This is a genomic window from Pseudomonas sp. 1L-E-NC-VB-C3 (assembly GCF_057291535.1).
Map to the genome: position 1 here is coordinate 57,901 of NZ_JBXAWD010000005.1, position 17,602 is coordinate 75,502.

Here is a 17,602-nt window from a genome sequence, read left to right on the forward strand (position 1 = left end):
CTCTATGCACGCTTTTGCCCAATCCTGAATGCAAAATGGATCCCTGTGGGAGCGAGCCTGCTCGCGAAAGCGGTGTGTCATTCAATGAATCCATTGACTGAACCGACGCTTTCGCGAGCAGGCTCGCTCCCACATGGGGATTTGTGTAGTTTTGAAGATCGGGCTCATAACAATAATAAAATCGCTGCACTCAGAGGCTCGCCCCATGGCCGCACCTGCTTCGCCGCTGTCCCACGACGCGATCGTCCAGACCTCCTGGCAACGTTGCCGCGCGTTCGGCCTCGACCACCAGAGCGCACCGGCCTTCGATCAATTGCCCGCCGCCGGCATTGCACGATTGCTCGACAGCCATCATTCGCTGGTGCAGACCACGCATCAGGAAGTCCTGCCCTACTACGAAAACATTCTAAGCAATTCCAACTGCCTGATCATGCTCGCCGACAATCAGGGCCAGGTGCTGACCTCATGGGGCACACAGCGCTTTATCGAACCAAATCTGGCCCGGGGCTTTCAGGCCGGGGCGAGCTGGATGGAGCGCAGCAGCGGCACCAATGCAATCGGCACCGCACTGGCCTGTGAGCAGGCTGTGCACATCGAACACGATGAACACTTCCTCAAGGCCAACCGTTTCATGACCGGCTCTGCCGCGCCGATTTTCGACGCCGAGCGCAAGGTCATCGCCGTGCTCGATGTCTCCAGCGACAGCTACCTGCCGCCCTCGCACACTCTGGGCATGGTCAAGATGATGAGCCAGACCGTGGAAAACCGGCTGATCCTCAACCTGTTCCATGGCCAGCACTTTCAACTGACATTCAACACCGGGTTGAACAACCTCGACAGCCAGTGGGCCGGGTTGCTGATCTTCGATGAAAGCGGTCAAGTGCTGTCGGCCAATCGCCGCGCCGACAATTTGCTCGGTGTGCGTTTGTCGCGCGTCAGCGTTGAAAGCCTGTTCAAGGTGTCGCTGCTGGAGTTGATCAATCAGCCCGAGGGCTTGCCGTTTGCTTTGCAGACCTCCGGGCGCAACCGTTTCCAGTGCTTGCTGAAACGGCCGAAACAGGCGCCGGTGCAAGCGCGGGTGTTTGTCGCCGAGGACAAGCCTGCGCCAGCCAGCGTGATCAGCCTCAACACGCTGCATTTCGGCGACAGCCGTGTGGAAAAAGCCGTGCGCCAGGCCGAGCGTTTGCTGGAGAAAGACATTCCGCTACTGATTCACGGTGAAACCGGCGTCGGCAAGGAAGTGTTCGTCAAAGCCTTGCACCAGGCCAGCTCCCGGCAAAAACAGGCATTCATCGCGGTGAACTGTGCAGCGATCCCCGCTGAACTGGTCGAGTCCGAGTTGTTCGGTTACGAGAAAGGCGCGTTCACCGGGGCCAACCAGAAAGGCAGCATCGGCCTGATCCGCAAGGCCGACAAAGGCACGCTGTTTCTCGATGAGATCGGTGACATGCCGCTGCCGACCCAGGCGCGTTTGTTGCGCGTGTTGCAAGAGCGCTGCGTGCAGCCGGTGGGTAGCAGCGAGTTGTTCCCGGTTGATTTGCGGATCATTTCCGCGACCAACCGCTCGTTGCGCGAGCAGGTGCAACTGGGCCGCTTCCGCGAAGATTTGTACTACCGCATCGGCGGCCTGACCCTGGAGCTGCCGCCGTTACGTGAGCGCAGTGACAAGCAGGCGCTGTTCAAACGACTGTGGGAGCAGCATCGCGAGCCGACGCAATGGGCGGGGCTAAGCCCTGAAGTTCTGGAGTTGTTTGAAAAGCATCCGTGGCCGGGGAATTTGCGTCAGGTCAGCAGCGTGATGCAGGTGGCGTTGGCCATGGCCGAGGAACAACCAGTGCGACCGGAGCATTTGCCGGATGATTTTTTTGTCGATCTGGAGATGGAGCCGGTTGAGACGGCTGCGCCGCTGGGGCTGGATTTGAATGATGTTGAGGCGTTGAATCGCGAGTTGAAGGCGGCCGGGGGAAATATTTCGCATCTGGCGCGGCGGCTGGGGGTTAGCCGCAATACGCTTTACAAGCGGTTGCGGCAGGCTGAATGACAAGTTGTCTGGACGGGCCTCTTCGCGAGCAGGCTCGCTCCCACAGGGGATCGATCGTTCCCACGCTCCGCGTGGGAATGCAGCCCGGGACGCTCCGCGTCCCTACAGAGCCGAACGCGGAGCGTCCGTTGAGGCATTCCCACGCAGAGCGTGGGAACGATCATGGTAGGGGCTCTGGGCCTCAGTCAGCCAGACGCCAGGTAGTCCCACCCTTGCCGTCTTCCAGCACGACACCCATCGCCGTCAACTGATCACGGATACGATCGGACTCAGCCCAATCCTTACTCGCCCGAGCCGCCAGACGCGCCGCAATCAGCGCATCAACCTCAGCCGCATCGACCCGCCCCTCAGCGCCCGCCTGCAGGAAGTCATCGGCCTCAAGTTGCAACACGCCCAGCACACTCGCCAGTTCCTTCAGACGTGCCGCCAGCCCCGCCGCTGCATCAAGATCGCTCTCGCGCAGACGGTTGATCTCGCGCACCATCTCGAACAGCACAGCGCACGCCTCGGGGGTGCCGAAGTCGTCGTTCATCACCGTGGTGAAACGCTCGACGAACGCCTCGCCACCGGCCGGCGCCACGCTCGGCAGGCCTTTCAGCGCATGGTAGAAACGCTCCAGTGCGCCCTTGGCGTCCTTGAGGTTGTCTTCCGAATAGTTGATCGCACTGCGGTAGTGGCTCGAGACCAGCAGGTAACGCACCACTTCCGGGTGGTACTTGTCGAGCACGTCGCGGATGGTGAAGAAGTTGTTCAAGGACTTGGACATCTTCTCGCCATTGATGCGAATCATGCCGCAATGCATCCACGCGTTGGCGTAGGTCTTGCCGGTGGCCGCTTCGCTCTGGGCGATTTCGTTTTCGTGGTGCGGGAACTCCAGGTCGCTGCCGCCGCCATGAATATCGAAAGTCTCACCGAGGCAGCACGTCGACATCACCGAGCACTCGATGTGCCAGCCCGGACGTCCGGCGCCCCATGGCGATTCCCAGCTCGGCTCGCCCGGCTTGGCGGCTTTCCACAGGACGAAGTCGAGCGGGTCTTCTTTCGACTCATCGACTTCGATGCGCGCGCCAATGCGCAAATCTTCGATCTTCTTGCGCGACAGCTTGCCGTAGCCCATGAACTTGGCGACGCGGTAGTACACGTCGCCATTGCCCGGTGCGTAGGCGTAGCCCTTGTCGATCAGGGTCTGGATCATCGCGTGCATGCCAGCGATGTGATCGGTGGCGCGCGGTTCCATGTCCGGCTTCTGGATGTTCAGGCGCGCTTCGTCTTCGTGCATCGCGGCGATCATGCGCTCGGTCAGCGCTTCGAACGACTCACCGTTCTCGCGGGCGCGATTGATGATCTTGTCGTCGATGTCGGTGATGTTGCGCACGTAGGTCAGGTCATAACCGCTGAAGCGCAGCCAGCGCGTCACCAGGTCGAACGCGACCATGCTGCGGCCGTGGCCGAGGTGGCAGTAGTCGTACACGGTCATCCCGCAGACGTACATGCGCACCTTGTTGCCATCCAGCGGCTTGAAGACTTCTTTGCTCTTGCTGAGCGTGTTGTAGATCGTTAGCACGTTAGTTCCTTGACTCACTCACTGGCCCCACGAATCACGCAGGGTCACGGTACGGTTGAATACCGGCTGACCGGGTTTCGAGTCCTTCAGATCCGCGACGAAGTAGCCTTCGCGCTCGAACTGGAAACGGTCTTCCGGCTGTGCGTTGCCGAGCGATGGCTCGGCGCGACAACCGGTCAGCACTTGCAGCGAGTCAGGGTTGATGTTGTCGAGGAAACTGGCGCTGTCTTCGGCCTTCTCCGGGTTCGGCGAACGGAACAGGCGATCGTACAGACGTACTTCGCACTCGACGCTGGCGGCGGCCGGCACCCAGTGGATCACGCCTTTGACCTTGCGCCCTTCCGGGTTCTTGCCCAGGGTATCCGGGTCGTACGAGCAACGCAGTTCGACGATGTTGCCGTCGGCGTCCTTGATCGCTTCGTCGGCGCGGATCACGTAGCTGCCGCGCAGACGCACTTCACCGGCCGGTTCCAGGCGCTTGTAGCCCTTCGGCGGCTCTTCCATGAAGTCTTCACGGTCGATGTAGATTTCCCGGGCGAACGGCAGCGCGCGCACGCCCATGTCTTCTTTCGGGTGGCGTGGCAGTTCGAGGTTTTCGACCTGGCCTTCCGGGTAGTTGGTGATGACCACTTTCAGCGGACGCAGCACGCACATGGCGCGCGGTGCGCTGTGGTCGAGGTCGTCACGGATGCTGAATTCGAGCATGCCGAAATCGACCACGCCGTCGGACCGGTTGGTGCCGATCATTTCGCAGAAGTTGCGGATCGATTTCGGCGTGTAGCCACGGCGGCGGAAGCCCGACAGCGTGGACATGCGCGGATCGTCCCAGCCGTTGACGTGCTTCTCGTCAACCAGTTGCTTGAGCTTGCGCTTGCTGGTAATCGTGTAGTTCAGGTTCAGGCGGCTGAACTCGTACTGGCGCGGGTTCGCCGGCACCGGCAGGTTCTCCAGGAACCACTCGTACAGTGGACGATGGCTTTCGAACTCGAGGGTGCAGATCGAATGCGTGATGCCTTCGATGGCGTCCGACTGACCGTGGGTGAAGTCGTAGTTCGGGTAGATGCACCACTTGTCACCGGTCTGGTGGTGATGGGCGTGGCGGATGCGATACATGATCGGGTCGCGCAGGTTCATGTTCGGCGAGGCCATGTCGATCTTCGCCCGCAGCACGCGCGCGCCGTCAGGGAAGTCACCGGCCTTCATGCGCGCGAAAAGGTCGAGGTTTTCCTCAACCGAACGGTCACGGAACGGGCTGTTCTTGCCCGGCTCGGTGAGGCTGCCACGGTATTCCTTGGCCTGCTCCGGGGTCAGGTCGTCGACGTAGGCCTTGCCGGCCTTGATCAGCTCGACCGCCCAGTCGTGCAACTGGTCGAAATACTGCGAGGCGTAGCGCACTTCACCGGACCATTCGAAGCCCAGCCATTTGACGTCGCTTTCGATGGCGTCGATGTATTCCTGATCTTCCTTGGCCGGGTTGGTGTCATCGAAACGCAGGTGCGTGACGCCACCGAACTCCTGGGCCAGGCCGAAGTTGACGCAGATCGACTTGGCGTGGCCGATGTGCAGGTAGCCGTTGGGCTCCGGCGGAAAGCGAGTCACGATCTGGGTGTGCTTGCCCGAGTCCAGGTCTGCCTGGATGATCGGCCGCAGGAAGTTGACCGGCACGGCAGGGCCGGACTTGGCATTCGAGGTAGGGTCGACAGTGGGCTTGCTCATAGGATCCTTGACGTACAGGTGCGCGGCCGCAAAGAGGGGCCAGACAAAACAAAGCCGCTATCATAGCCGATGCTGTCAAGGGCCTGACAGAGCAGCTCTTATAAAGGCACGCATTTAATCGCCGGGAAATGAAAAACCGCCTCGAAATTCGCGCCTGTCACGCTAAACTGCGCACCTTGGCCGAAGCAGGCTGAACCGGTTGTGGGGCTAAAGGTCCCAGAACCACGAATTCCCTATGAAGAGTAATGACCATGACTCAAGTCAAACTGACCACCAACCATGGCGACATCGTCATCGAACTGAACGCTGAAAAGGCGCCGATCACCGTTGCCAACTTCATCGAGTACGTCAACGCCGGTCACTACACCAACACCGTATTCCACCGCGTCATCGGTAACTTCATGATCCAGGGCGGCGGTTTCGAGCCAGGCATGAAAGAGAAGAAAGACAAGCGTCCAAGCATCCAGAACGAAGCGGACAACGGTCTCTCCAACGACAAATACACCGTCGCCATGGCCCGCACCATGGAGCCGCATTCGGCATCGGCGCAGTTCTTCATCAACGTCGCCGACAACACCTTCCTCAACCACAGCGGCAAGAACGTCCAGGGCTGGGGCTACGCGGTATTCGGTAAAGTGACCGCCGGCACCGACGTTGTCGACAAGATCAAAGGCGTGTCGACCACTTCCAAGGCCGGCCACCAGGACGTACCAGCAGACGACGTGATCATCGAGAAAGCCGAGATCATCGCAGCGTGATATTGCTGATTTCAGACTTGCATCTGGAAGAGGAGCGCCCGGACATTACCCGGGCGTTTCTGGATTTGCTCGCCGGACGCGCCCGCTCGGCGAGTGCGTTGTACATCCTCGGCGACTTCTTCGAGGCGTGGATTGGCGACGACGCCATGACGCCCTTTCAGCGTTCCATCTGCCAGGCCCTGCGCGATTTGAGCGACAGCGGCACAGCCATATTCCTGATGCACGGCAATCGCGACTTCATGCTCGGCAAGGCCTTCTGCAAACAGGCCGGCTGCACATTGCTGAAGGACCCGAGTGTCGTGCAGTTCTACGGCGAGCCAGTGCTGCTGATGCACGGCGACAGCCTGTGCACCCGCGACGTCGGCTATATGAAGCTGCGGCGTTATCTGCGTAATCCGATCACCCTGTTCATCCTCCGTCACCTGCCACTGCGCAGCCGCCATAAACTGGCGCGCAAGCTACGCAGCGAAAGCCGCGCACAGACGCGGATGAAGGCCAATGACATCGTCGATGTCACCCCGGAAGAGATTCCGCGAGTGATGCAGGAATTCGGCGTGAAGACTCTGATCCACGGCCACACCCACCGCCCGGCGATTCACAAGTTGCAGCTTGGTGAACAAGCGGCGAAGCGGATTGTGCTGGGGGATTGGGATCGTCAGGGTTGGGCGTTGCAGGTGGATGAGAGCGGGTATGCCTTGGCGCCGTTCGATTTCGCCCCGCCGCTGGCATTGCCGCACGGCTGAAGAGCTTTACCCCCTCACCCCAGCCCTCTCCCCCAGGGGGGCGAGGGGGAAAGGGAGCTGATCGCATGCAGTTCAAAACCTGAGTTCGACTCGGTATCGCAAGTCGATGTACCTCGAACATGCACCGCGGTCAGTCCCCTCTCCCTCCGGGAGAGGGTTAGGGTGAGGGGCTCTTGATTCTAGTGCCCCGAAGCTGCCGGCCCGGCCTTGGCGGCAAACGGCGGTTTCGCCAGCCATACAATCAAAATCAGCCCCATGAATCCCCACCCTAGCAACGTGAAGTAATCCACGGTCGAAAGCATGTACGCCTGGCTGGTGAGGATCTGGTCCATCTGCGCATACGCCGACTGACTCGCTCCACCCAACTGATTCAAGGTCTCGCGGGTGGCAGGCTCAAACGTGCTGATGCTTTCGCTCATATACGCATGATGCTGATCGGCCCGGCGAATCCAGATCCAGGTGGTCAACGACGCCGCGAAGCTGCCGCCCAGTGTCCGCAGGAACGTCGCCAGGCCTGCGCCATCAGCGATCTGGCTCGGCGGCAAGTCCGACATCAGAATACTCAGGGTCGGCATGAAGAACAGCGCCACACCGATACCCATGAACAACTGCACCAGAGCGATGTGCTGGAAGTCGACCTCGTTGGTGAACTCGGCACGCATGAAGCAGCTCAGGCCAATCGCCAGAAACGCAATGCCGGCGAGCAGACGCAGGTCGAACTTGTGCGCGTATTTGCCGACAAACGGCGACAGCAACACCGGCAGAATCCCGATCGGCGCCACGGCAAGTCCCGCCCAGGTCGCGGTGTAACCCATTTGCGTTTGCAGCCACTGCGGCAGGATCAGGTTGATGCCGAAGAACCCGGCGTAACCCAAGACCAGCACCAGCGTGCCGATGCGGAAGTTGCGATGGGCGAACAGGCGCAGGTTGACCACCGGATGGCGGTCGGTCATTTCCCAGATCACGAACACCGCCAGGGCGACCACGGAAATCGCCGCGCCGACGATGATGAAGTTCGATTCGAACCAGTCCAGGTCATTGCCCTTGTCGAGGATCACCTGCAACGCGCCGACGCCAATGATCAGCGTGATCAGACCGACGTAATCCATCGGCTGGCGACTGGTCACCACCGGCCGTTTCGCCAGTTGCGAACGCACCACCATCACCGCAAAGATGCCGATCGGTACGTTGATGAAGAAGATCCACGGCCAGCTGTAACTGTCGGTGATCCAGCCGCCGAGAATCGGCCCGGCAATCGGCGCGACCACCGTGACCATCGCCAGCAATGCCAGGGCCATCCCGCGTTTCGCCGGCGGATAGACCGCGATCAACAGGGTCTGCGTCATCGGATACAACGGCCCGGCCACCAGGCCTTGCAGCACACGAAAGCCGATCAGCTCGGGCATCGAAGTCGAGATACCGCAGAGAAACGACGCCAGCACAAACAGCATCGTCGCCCACAGAAACAGCTTCACCTCGCCGAAGCGGCGGCTGAGCCAACCGGTCAGCGGCAGCGCAATGGCATTGCTCACGGCAAACGAAGTGATGACCCAGGTGCCCTGCTCCGAACTCACCCCGAGGTTGCCGGAAATCGTCGGCAGCGCCACGTTGGCGATGGTCGTGTCGAGCACTTGCATGAACGTCGCCAGCGACAGGCCGATGGTGCTGAGCAACAGGCTGGGCGGCGTGAAAGAAGCGTTATTGCTCATTGTGAATCCTATGAAACCTGATGGTCGCTGCGGTCTGATGAACACAGCAGGCCCTGTGGTAACAGGCCCTTGTGGCGAGGGGATTTATCCCCGCTGGGTCGCGAAGCGGCCCCTCTTTTGGCTCAGGAAAAACGGGCCTGCTGCGCAGTCAAGCGGGGATAAATCCCCTCGCCACAGATAAATCCCCTCGCCACAGATAAATCCCCTCGCCACAGATAACCGCTCACCACAGAGCCCCTTCTGATCCAGTGTGCTCTCAGCGCTGTGCGGTCTTGCCTGCTGCTGCGCTGTTGTCGTGAATCAACTGGGCAATCATCGCGTCCGCTTCGGCCAGTTGGCGCTCGTAGACGTTGGTGCTGAACGAGGCCTTTTGCGGCGGTTGCTGGGCCAGCACCGGGCCGCTCTGGTCGTGCAGATTGACCTCGACATTGGTCGACAGACCGACACGCAGCGGGTGCTTGGCCAGCTCTTCGGCGTTGATGTGGATACGCACCGGCACACGCTGAACAATCTTGATCCAGTTACCGGTGGCGTTCTGTGCCGGCAGCAGAGCAAACGCGCTACCCGTACCGGCACCGAGGCTGTCGACGGTGCCGCTGTATTTCACATCGCTGCCGTAAATATCGGCCTCGATATCCACTGGCTGACCGATGCGCATGTCACGCAGTTGGGTTTCCTTGAAGTTGGCGTCGATCCACAGCTGATCCAGCGGAATCACCGCCATCAACGCGGTGCCCGGCTGCACGCGCTGACCGAGTTGCACGGTGCGCTTGGCGACGTAACCGGTGACCGGCGCGATCAAGGTGCTGCGCGCATTGGTCAGGTAGGCCTGACGCAGATCGGCAGCCGCCGACATTACGTCCGGATGGGACGAGACCACGGTGTCGTCGACCAGTGCGCTGGTGGTTTTCAGTTGCTGTTTGGCGTTAGCCAAGGCGTTCTGCGCCGAGGTCAGGTCGTCGCGGGCGTGGGACAGCTCTTCCTGGGAAATCGCCCCGCCCTGGGCGAGATTTTTCCGCCGGTTGTAGTTGTCCTGGGCCTTCTGCACTTCGGCCTGCTGCGCGTTGACCTGGGCTTTCATGCCGTCGACGTTGCTATACAGGCCGCGCACCTGACGCACAGTGCGCGCCAGTTTCGCCTTGGCACTTTGCAGGCCGACTTCGGCATCGTTGGGGTCGAAGTTGACCAGCACCTGGCCTTCCTGGACCAGATCACCGTCGTCAGCGCCGATGCTGACCACGGTGCCGGTGACCAGCGGTGTGATCTCCACGACGTTGCCGTTGACGTAGGCATCGTCGGTGCTTTCGTTAAAGCGCCCGATGAACTCGTGATAGGCCCAGACGCCGGCAATGGCGAGCAGGACGACCACGGCGAGGGCCAGCAGCATCACCTTGCGTTTGCGCGGGTTGCCGGTGTCCGGGGTGTTGTCTCGAGCTTGGGTGTTTTCGGCAGTGGCCATGACAAATACCTTGAATTAATGGTGCGACGAGGCGGGGCTGGCGTTGGCTGCGTTCAGGTTTTCACCCTGAAAGCCGCCGCCCAGCGCTTGCATCAGTTGAATCGACAGGTCGATCTGCTCGGCATTGAGGGTCGCCAGCTGACGCTGGGCCTGGAGCAATTGCTGCTCGATGCTGAGCACGTCCAGGTAGTTGCCGATGCCGGAACCGTAACGCTGGACGACGGTGTTGTAAGAATCCTGAGCAATGTCGGTGGCATGTTGCTGCGCGCCGATCTGCCGGCCGATATCACGCAGCTGGTTGATGGTGTCGCCAACATCGCCGAGGGCTTTCACCAGGCTTTTGTTGTACTGCGCCACCGCCAGATCGTAATCGGCGTCGCGCGCATCGAGGTTGGCGCGCAGGCGTCCGCCATCGAAAATCGGCAGCGATACGGTCGGCGCGATGTTGAAGAAGCGGCTGGCCGAACCGAACATCGCATCACCCAGCAACGACTCGGCGCCGGCCGAGGCCGACAGATTGAGGTTGGGATAGAAACGGGTTTTCGCCGCATCGATGTCTTTGCTCGCCGCCTCGACACGCCAGCGCGCCGCGACCAGATCCGGGCGGCGGCCGAGCAGTTCCGCCGGCAACATCGACGGCACCGCCACGGCGCTGGCTTGCAGAACTTTCGGCCGAGCGATCTCGTTGCCACGATCCGGGCCTTTGCCGAGCAATACCGCCAAGGCGATTTTCGCGCTGTTCAGGCGTTTTTCCGCGTCGATCAGGCTCGCTTGAGAACTGGCTTCCAGACTCTGGGTTTGCTGGAACTGGTACTGGCTGTCGATCCCCGAACTCAAGCGGCGCTGACTGAGGTCGAGCATTTGCCGGGTGCGCTTGAGGTCTTCGCTGGCAAGGTCGTAAACGATGTGCGCCTGACCGAGATCGCTGTACGCACGGGCGACGTCAGCGGCAAGTGTCAACTGCGCCGCCTGACGGTCGACTTCAGCAGCGCGCGCCTCGCCGAGGGCGGCTTCCCAGGCATCGCGCTGGCCGCCCCACAAATCGAAGTTGTAATTGAAGCCGGCGCTGACATTGCGCACCGTCGCGTAAGCCCCGCCCTGCCCGCGCGGATCCTGGTCACGAGCCAGCCGCGAACGGCTGATGCCGGCGCTGGCGTCGAGGGTCGGATAACGCTCGGCATCGGCGGCATAGGCGGCGGCACTGGCCTGATGGGCGCGGGCTGCGGCGATCTGCATGTCAGGGCTGTCATGCAGGGCTTCGCGGATCAGGCCGTCGAGCTGCGGATCGCCGAGGCTGCTCCACCAATCGCTTTTCGGCCACGCCGCTGGCGACAGGGTGACGCCGTCGAGAGACTGCGCTGTCTTCAGGCTCTTCGCGTCGAGGCGCTGGCCTTCGGTGTCGAGGCCGCTGTAATTAGCGCAACCGGCGAGGATCATCGCCGACAACAGCAGCGTCAGACTGCTGCGCAAAGTGTTAGCGCTCATTGTGATCACCTAGACGCTGGATGGTGATCGGGTCACCGGCGGCCAGCAGGATTTTCTTGAGGATGTATTCCAGGGTTTTCAGCTCTTCGCGGGAGATCGCGCCGGCCAGTTCATTCATCGCATCGGCACCGATGTGCGGCAGGCGATCAGCCAGTTGCTGGCCCTGCTCGGTCAGTTTCAACTGCACCTGACGCCGGTCGCCTTCGCTGCGCTGGCGAATCAGAAAAGCCTTCTGCTCGAGGCGATCGAGCATGCGCGTCATCGACCCGCTGTCCAGCGACAGATGGCGGCACAGCTCGGCCGGCGTGTCGACGCCGAACTGGGCCATGATGATCAACACCTTGAACTGCGCGGCGGTGATGCCGTGGGGTTCCATGTGGGTATCGATGATCCGGTCCTTGAGCAACGCGGCACGACCGAGCAACAGGCCGAGGTGGCAATGTTTGAATTCTTCCGGAGTGAAATGCTTCATGGGTCGACCTGATAACTGCCTAGGCAGTGAATGTATGTCGAGATGTTACTGCTTAGGCAGCGAATGTCAACGCAATAGTTAGGGGGCTTTGTAATTAATCACTGACCGGCCACGCGGGATCGTTCCCACGCTCCGCGTGGGAATGCAGCCGGGGACGCTTTGCGTCCGTTTTTTTTGAGAGCCGGGACGCAGAGCGTCCCTTGAGGCATTCCCACGCAGAGCGTGGGAACGATCATTGGAGAGAACGCGCTCTAGAAATCCCGCTTGTAGAAAATATCCAGCGAACTCGCCACGCCGCTCGCCGCTTCGACGTAGACCTTCTTGCTCAGCTTGTAGCGCAAGGCGATGGTGCTGGCCGGTTCGAAGACGCCGACGCCGTAGCGCAGGCTGAGTTTTTCGGAGATGTTGCCGCTGGCGACGACGCTGGTGTCGTTGCCGCTGCCCTGGGTGTCGAGCTGGAAATCCTCGATGCCCAGATCCTTGGCCAGACCACTGGTGACCCCGGCGCTGCCCATCAGGCCCAGGCCCAGCGCGGCTTGCGCGAGCATGTTGTTGTCTTCGCCGCTGGTGCTCAGCGGACGGCCCAGCACCAGGTACGACAGCGCCTGTTCCTGACTCATCGCCGGTTCGGAGAAGATCTGCGTGGTCGGCTGTTCGGCGCTGCCGCTCAGGCGAATACCGGCGATGACGTCGTCGGTCTGGCGGATCGCTTCGATGTCCAGATACGGCTGATCGATGGGACCGGCGAACAACAGACGCGCGCGACGCACGGTCAGGCGCTGGCCGTAGGCGCGATAGCGGCCGTCGTTGAGCCAGAGTTCGCCACGGGTGTCCATGTTGTCGCCGATGTGAACCTGACCTTGCAGATTGGCGGTCAGGCCGAAACCGGCAAAGCTCAGCTTGTCCTGGCCGACGATCACGTCGATGTCCATTTTCATCGCGATCGGTGGTTTGCCCTCTTCGGTCTGCGCACCAACGATGATCGTGTCGTCGGAGACTTTTACCGTCGATGGCGGCAGCTCGCGCACGGTGATTTCGCCTTTCGGCACCAGCACCTTGCCGGCAACTTTCAGCTCATCGCCGGCCATGGAAATCTTCAGATCCGGGGCCATTTCCAGTTTGGCGTAGGGCTCGACGCTGACCGGCAATTGCGTGCCCTTGAGCGCCAGATCGACCACCAGCGCCTGCCCCCAGGCGACGTTGCCGTTGAGGCTGCCCTGACCGGTCTTGCCGCTTTGCCAGCCGCCGTCCAGGCGTACCGATTCACCGGCAATCGCCGCAGTCAGTTGCAGATTCTGCAGCTCCATCGGCAGTTCGGCGCCGGACACTTCGCCATCGCTGAGCTGCACGGTGCCGTTGACCAGCGGTGCGAGCAAACCACCGGAGATCGTGCCACTGCCGTTGAGGCGGCCGGTGAGTTTCTCGACCATCGGTACAAACGGCCGCGCCACCGACAGATCGAGGCCAGAGAGGCGGAACGAGCCGCTCAGCGGTTTGTTTTTCGGCAGCGGATTGAGCTGCGCCTGCACCAGTAATTCGCCGAGTTTGCCGCCGACAAAATTGAGCTCGGTATCGACGCGCTTGGGCGTGAGCTTGCTGCTGAGTTTGAGGGTCTGGTAGGGGAAATCCAGCCAGCGATCCTTGTCGCGCACGCGCAGGGTGCCGCCGCTGGCATCGACACTGACCGCGCCGTTCGGGCCGCTCGCCGGCAAGTCCAGTTGCAGATCGGCGTTGAGTCGGCCCTGCCAGGCGAAGTCTTTGGGCAGCCATTGCGCAAGGCTTTCGATCGGGAATTGCTTGAGGTGATAACGCAGCTTCGGCTCGGGCATCAGGCGCTGGTCTTCGCCACACAGGCTGGCATTGCCCGACAACCAGCAATGCGCGCCGAAATTGATCTGGCCATCCGCCAGGCGTTCCAGTCTGGCCGGGCTTTGCAGCTTCCAGTCTTGGCCACCGGCCTGAATGTCGCCACTGGCCAAGCGTCCGCGCCAGTTGCCCTTGTCCAGATTGCCGTCCAGCCCCAGCGCCAGTTTCAGCTTCGATCCGATCAGGTCGAGATTGAGTTTCTGGCTTTTGATATCGCCCTGAGCACTGGCGGTCAGGGTGCCGAGCGAAGTATCGCCGGCCTGAATGCCGCTGCCTTTGAGATTGATCTTCGCCCGCTGCGCACTGTCGAGCGTGGCGTCGAGGTTGAGGCTTTGCAGGCGATTGTCCTGGAAGGCCAGTTGCGAACCTTGCAGATCGAGCTTGCCCTGTGGCGCCTTCAGCGTGCCGGCGACGTTGATCTGACCGTTGACCTGCCCGCGCAATTGCGGCCACAACTGGGCCAGACGCGGCAGCTTGATGTCGATCTGCCCGCCGAGTTTGTCCTGCAGGCTGCCCTTGCCGTTGATGCTGTTATCGCCGAGGCGGATCTGCAGGGCGCTGAGGTTCCAACGCTCGCCCGCGCCGTCAGCCTTGGCTTGGAGGATCGCCGGCTGACCGCGCAATTTGCCTTTGAGGTCGAGGTCGGCGCTGAGACTGAGTTGATCATTTTTCATCTCGCCTTTGCTCCTCAACGGCCCGGCCAGCGTGCCCGGCAGTTCGGCGACCCAGTACGCCGGGTTGAGCGCCGACAGATCCAGCGCGGTATCCCAGGCGATGCCGTCGGCGAAGCGCACATTCACGTGCCCTTCGGCCCTGCCCTGCCCGGCCTGCATGACCAGTTGCGGCAAGGCGATCTGTTCCAGACTGCCGCTGAACGGACTGCTCAAGGTGAACGCCCCCGCCGGGCCATCCAGCGCGGCGTCGAAATTACCGAGGTACTGGCCGTCGGTGTAGGACACTTCGCCAGTGAAAGTACGCAACGCGACTTGCGGCTCGTCGATTTCCGGATAGAGCCGGTGCCACGGGAAGTCTTGCCAGTTGATATTGGCCTGGGCGCTGAGACCCTTGCTCCAGTCGACATTGCCGGTGAGCTTGAGGCTTTGCTTGTCGTTGGCATTGAGGTCGAGCCCGGCAATCTGCGCGCCGTTGGCGTCGACCTTGCCTTTGAGCAGCAGCGCCACCGGTGATTCCTCGGCGGGCAACGATGCGTTGCCGAGCAGTTGATAACCGTTTTTCAGGTCGCCTTCGCCGGTGAGCACAAGCTGATTGAATTGCAGGGTGTCCGGCAGATCGGCGCTGGGTTTGAACGCGCCGCTGGTGATGCGCAGCTTGGCCGGGAGGTTTTCCGCCAGCGCTTGCAGTTCACCGTTCAACTGGCCGTCGAGGTAGCCACGGCTGTCGGCGTGCAGGTTGAGGGTTTTCAGCAGATCGCCTTCAACTTTCAGCGCCAGCGTCCACGGCTCGCTGCCGGGAGACGGCAAAGTCAAATCGCCCTGAATCGTCAGCGGCCAGTTGCCGCTCGGTTGCAGCAGGCCGGACAGGTTCAGGCTGAGCTCGTCGCGCTGCAATTTCACGCTGTCGATCTGCAGGCCTTGTGCGGTCCAGTGCGCCGCCAGTTGCAAGCCCTTGAGCTGTTCGCTGCCGTTGAACAACAGGCTGCCGACCTCGACGTCGCCCAATTCGATGGCCAACGGCAATTGCAGGTCCGACAGTTTGATCGGGCCGCTCTCGGTGGTTTCTTCGCTCGGCGGGAATTGCAGGATCACCTGATCGGCCTTGAGCTGATCAATGCACAAGGTCATGCGCGTCAGGCACAGCGGCGACCAGGCGAAGATTGCCTTGTTCAGCTCGACGCGGCTTGTGTCCTGCTGCCACACCAGGTGATCGGCACTCCACTGCCCAGCGAGGCGACCGTGGAAATTCTCCACGCTCAAGCCGGGCACCAGGCCCAACGCCCACCGACTGCCAGCCTGCGTGCCAAGTAGCGCGGCCAGGCTCAAGACAATCAACACGACCAGCGCCAACAGCGTCAGCGCCGTTATTTTCACACCACGCTTCACAGCTCAGGCCCCATGGAAAAGTGCAGCCGGATGCCGCCGTCGTCGTCCAGCGCATGGGCCAGGTCAAGGCGGATCGGCCCGACCGGCGAGACCCAGCGCACACCTACACCGACCCCGGTCTTGAGGTCGGGCAGTTCGAGTTTGTTAAAAGAGTTGCCTTGGTCGACGAAGGTCGCGACCCGCCATTTCTCGGCGATCGAATACTGATACTCGACGCTGCCGGCAATCATGTAGCGGCCACCGATGCGGTCGCCGTCAGAGTTTTTCGGCGACAGGCTCTGATAGTCGTAACCGCGCACGCTCTGATCGCCACCGGCAAAGAAGCGCAGCGACGGCGGAATCGAGTTGTAGCCGTTGGTGGCGCTGCCGCCGACCTGCACGCGACCGAGCAAGCGGTGCTTGTCGAACACCGTAGTCAGGCCCTTGACCAGCGCGGTGCCATATAAAAGGTTGTTGTCCGAACCGAGGCCTTCCTTGGCCACTTTGCTTTCGAAGCTCAGGCGATAGCCGTTACGCGGATCGATGCGGTTGTCGCTTTTCAGATAGGAATAACTGATGCCGGGCATGAGCAACGTGCTCAGGCCGGAGTCGTCGCCGAGTTCGTATTCTTCACGTTGCCATTTCAGCGAGATCACCCGCTGCCAGCCGCTGGGCAACTTGCTGTGCCATTCCGGGCCGAAAGTCAGCAGCTTGCTGAGGGTGTCGGAGCCTTCGATGTCTTCGAACTGATAGCCGCCGGCCCAGCGCAGTTTGTCGGTCAATGGCGGGTCGAGCGGGATGTCGTAAAACAGCCCGACGTTCTGCCGGGGCGCCGAGAGCTCGGCCTCCCAGCCATAGCTGTCGCCCTGCGGGTTGACCCAGTGACGCGTCCAGTTGGCCTTGATCCGTGGCCCGACGTCGGTCGAATAACCGAGGCCCAGGCCCATGGTGCGCGGCTTGCGCGTGTCGAGTTTGACGGCGACCGGAATCACATCGTTCTGCGCTGCCGTCGGTGCCGCGTCGACGCGCACGCCTTCGAAATAGCCGCTCGATTGCAGATCGCGATTGAGTTCGGCGATCAGTTCCGAATCGTAAGGCTCGCCTGCCTTGAACGGCACCATGCGTTGCAGCAGGTCTTCGTCGAACGGCGTATCGCCCTCGAAACTGACTTTGCCCAGCGCATAACGCGGGCCGCTGTCGTAGATCAATTCGATGTCGGCCACGCCCGCGCGCGGATCGACCATGAGCTTCTGGCTGGTGAAATGACCGCTGAAGTAACCGAAGCGCGAGGCCTGGTTCTGGATCACCCGTTTGGCGTCTTCGTACCGGCCATGGTTGAGCACTGCCCCGGATTTGAGCAGGTCGCTTTTCGGCACGCGGAAGGATCTCAGCGAGGCTGCCGGGCCGTCGACGCGCACGGTGACGTTGCGCAGGCGAATCGGCTCGCCGGGATCGATGTTCAACACCAGACGCGGTTTTTCTCCGCCCTTGACGTCACTGTCGATCTGCGGCTGGTAGTAGCCCAGCGCCTGCGCCGCTTTGCGCGCCTGCTCTTCGGCGCCGCGACTGAAACGCAGCAAGGCTTCTTCGTCGCGATCGCCGAGGCTGCCGATATAGCCTTCTATATTGGCCTTGAGTTCATCGTTGGACGGCTTGATCCGTACATCCAATTCACTTTGCGCCAGCGCCGTGCAGCTGGATAACAGCATCAGCACGCCGCTGGTAAATCTTCGTGGAAACTTCATAGGCG

At 61.4% G+C, this 17,602-nt stretch carries 11 protein-coding genes; 3 read left to right on the plus strand and 8 right to left on the minus strand.

Annotation, left to right across the window (positions count from 1 at the left end):
- Positions 1-205: 205 nt before the first annotated feature.
- A complete protein-coding gene (locus AC0Z5Z_RS10140) occupies positions 206-2,041 on the plus strand; it encodes a sigma-54-dependent Fis family transcriptional regulator (protein WP_252876569.1) in 1,836 nt (611 codons plus the stop codon).
- Between the two features lie 181 nt (positions 2,042-2,222).
- Here the strand turns inward: AC0Z5Z_RS10140 and cysS are convergent, their stop codons facing one another.
- Positions 2,223-3,605, minus strand: coding sequence for a cysteine--tRNA ligase (gene cysS / locus AC0Z5Z_RS10145; RefSeq protein WP_485611013.1), 1,383 nt, complete (start codon positions 3,603-3,605; stop codon positions 2,223-2,225).
- 18 nt (positions 3,606-3,623) lie between these two features.
- On the minus strand, positions 3,624-5,321 hold the full coding sequence (locus tag AC0Z5Z_RS10150; protein ID WP_095182077.1) for a glutamine--tRNA ligase/YqeY domain fusion protein: 1,698 nt from the start codon (positions 5,319-5,321) through the stop codon (positions 3,624-3,626).
- Positions 5,322-5,572: 251 nt separating this feature from the next.
- Here AC0Z5Z_RS10150 and AC0Z5Z_RS10155 point away from each other — a divergent pair, with 251 nt between their 5' ends.
- Both AC0Z5Z_RS10155 and lpxH read left to right on the plus strand, forming a co-directional pair.
- A complete protein-coding gene (locus AC0Z5Z_RS10155) occupies positions 5,573-6,079 on the plus strand; it encodes a peptidylprolyl isomerase (RefSeq protein WP_076567676.1) in 507 nt (168 codons plus the stop codon).
- A complete protein-coding gene (gene lpxH / locus AC0Z5Z_RS10160) occupies positions 6,076-6,822 on the plus strand; it encodes a UDP-2,3-diacylglucosamine diphosphatase (protein ID WP_056788853.1) in 747 nt (248 codons plus the stop codon). Before AC0Z5Z_RS10155 ends, lpxH begins: the two co-directional genes overlap by 4 nt.
- A 179-nt stretch (positions 6,823-7,001) precedes the next feature.
- Here the strand turns inward: lpxH and AC0Z5Z_RS10165 are convergent, their stop codons facing one another.
- The 6 genes from AC0Z5Z_RS10165 to AC0Z5Z_RS10190 all read right to left on the minus strand — a co-directional run bounded on the left by AC0Z5Z_RS10165 (position 7,002) and on the right by AC0Z5Z_RS10190 (position 17,597).
- Positions 7,002-8,531: a DHA2 family efflux MFS transporter permease subunit gene (locus tag AC0Z5Z_RS10165; protein WP_024013426.1), complete on the minus strand. Its 1,530-nt coding sequence runs from the start codon at positions 8,529-8,531 to the stop codon at positions 7,002-7,004.
- Positions 8,532-8,787: 256 nt separating this feature from the next.
- Positions 8,788-9,990, minus strand: a complete 1,203-nt coding sequence (locus tag AC0Z5Z_RS10170) for an EmrA/EmrK family multidrug efflux transporter periplasmic adaptor subunit (protein WP_485611014.1) — start codon at positions 9,988-9,990, stop codon at positions 8,788-8,790.
- A gap of 15 nt (positions 9,991-10,005) precedes the next feature.
- Entirely contained in the window at positions 10,006-11,475 is a 1,470-nt protein-coding gene (locus AC0Z5Z_RS10175) for an efflux transporter outer membrane subunit (RefSeq protein WP_485611015.1), read from the minus strand.
- On the minus strand, positions 11,465-11,947 hold the full coding sequence (locus tag AC0Z5Z_RS10180) for a MarR family winged helix-turn-helix transcriptional regulator (protein WP_024013429.1): 483 nt from the start codon (positions 11,945-11,947) through the stop codon (positions 11,465-11,467). Before AC0Z5Z_RS10180 ends, AC0Z5Z_RS10175 begins: the two co-directional genes overlap by 11 nt.
- 251 nt (positions 11,948-12,198) lie before the next feature.
- Entirely contained in the window at positions 12,199-15,873 is a 3,675-nt protein-coding gene (locus AC0Z5Z_RS10185) for a translocation/assembly module TamB domain-containing protein (RefSeq protein ID WP_485611016.1), read from the minus strand.
- Positions 15,870-17,597 (minus strand): autotransporter assembly complex protein TamA, encoded by a 1,728-nt coding sequence (locus AC0Z5Z_RS10190; RefSeq protein ID WP_485611017.1) that lies wholly within the window; start codon positions 17,595-17,597, stop codon positions 15,870-15,872. Before AC0Z5Z_RS10190 ends, AC0Z5Z_RS10185 begins: the two co-directional genes overlap by 4 nt.
- Between the last annotated feature and the right edge of the window lie 5 nt (positions 17,598-17,602).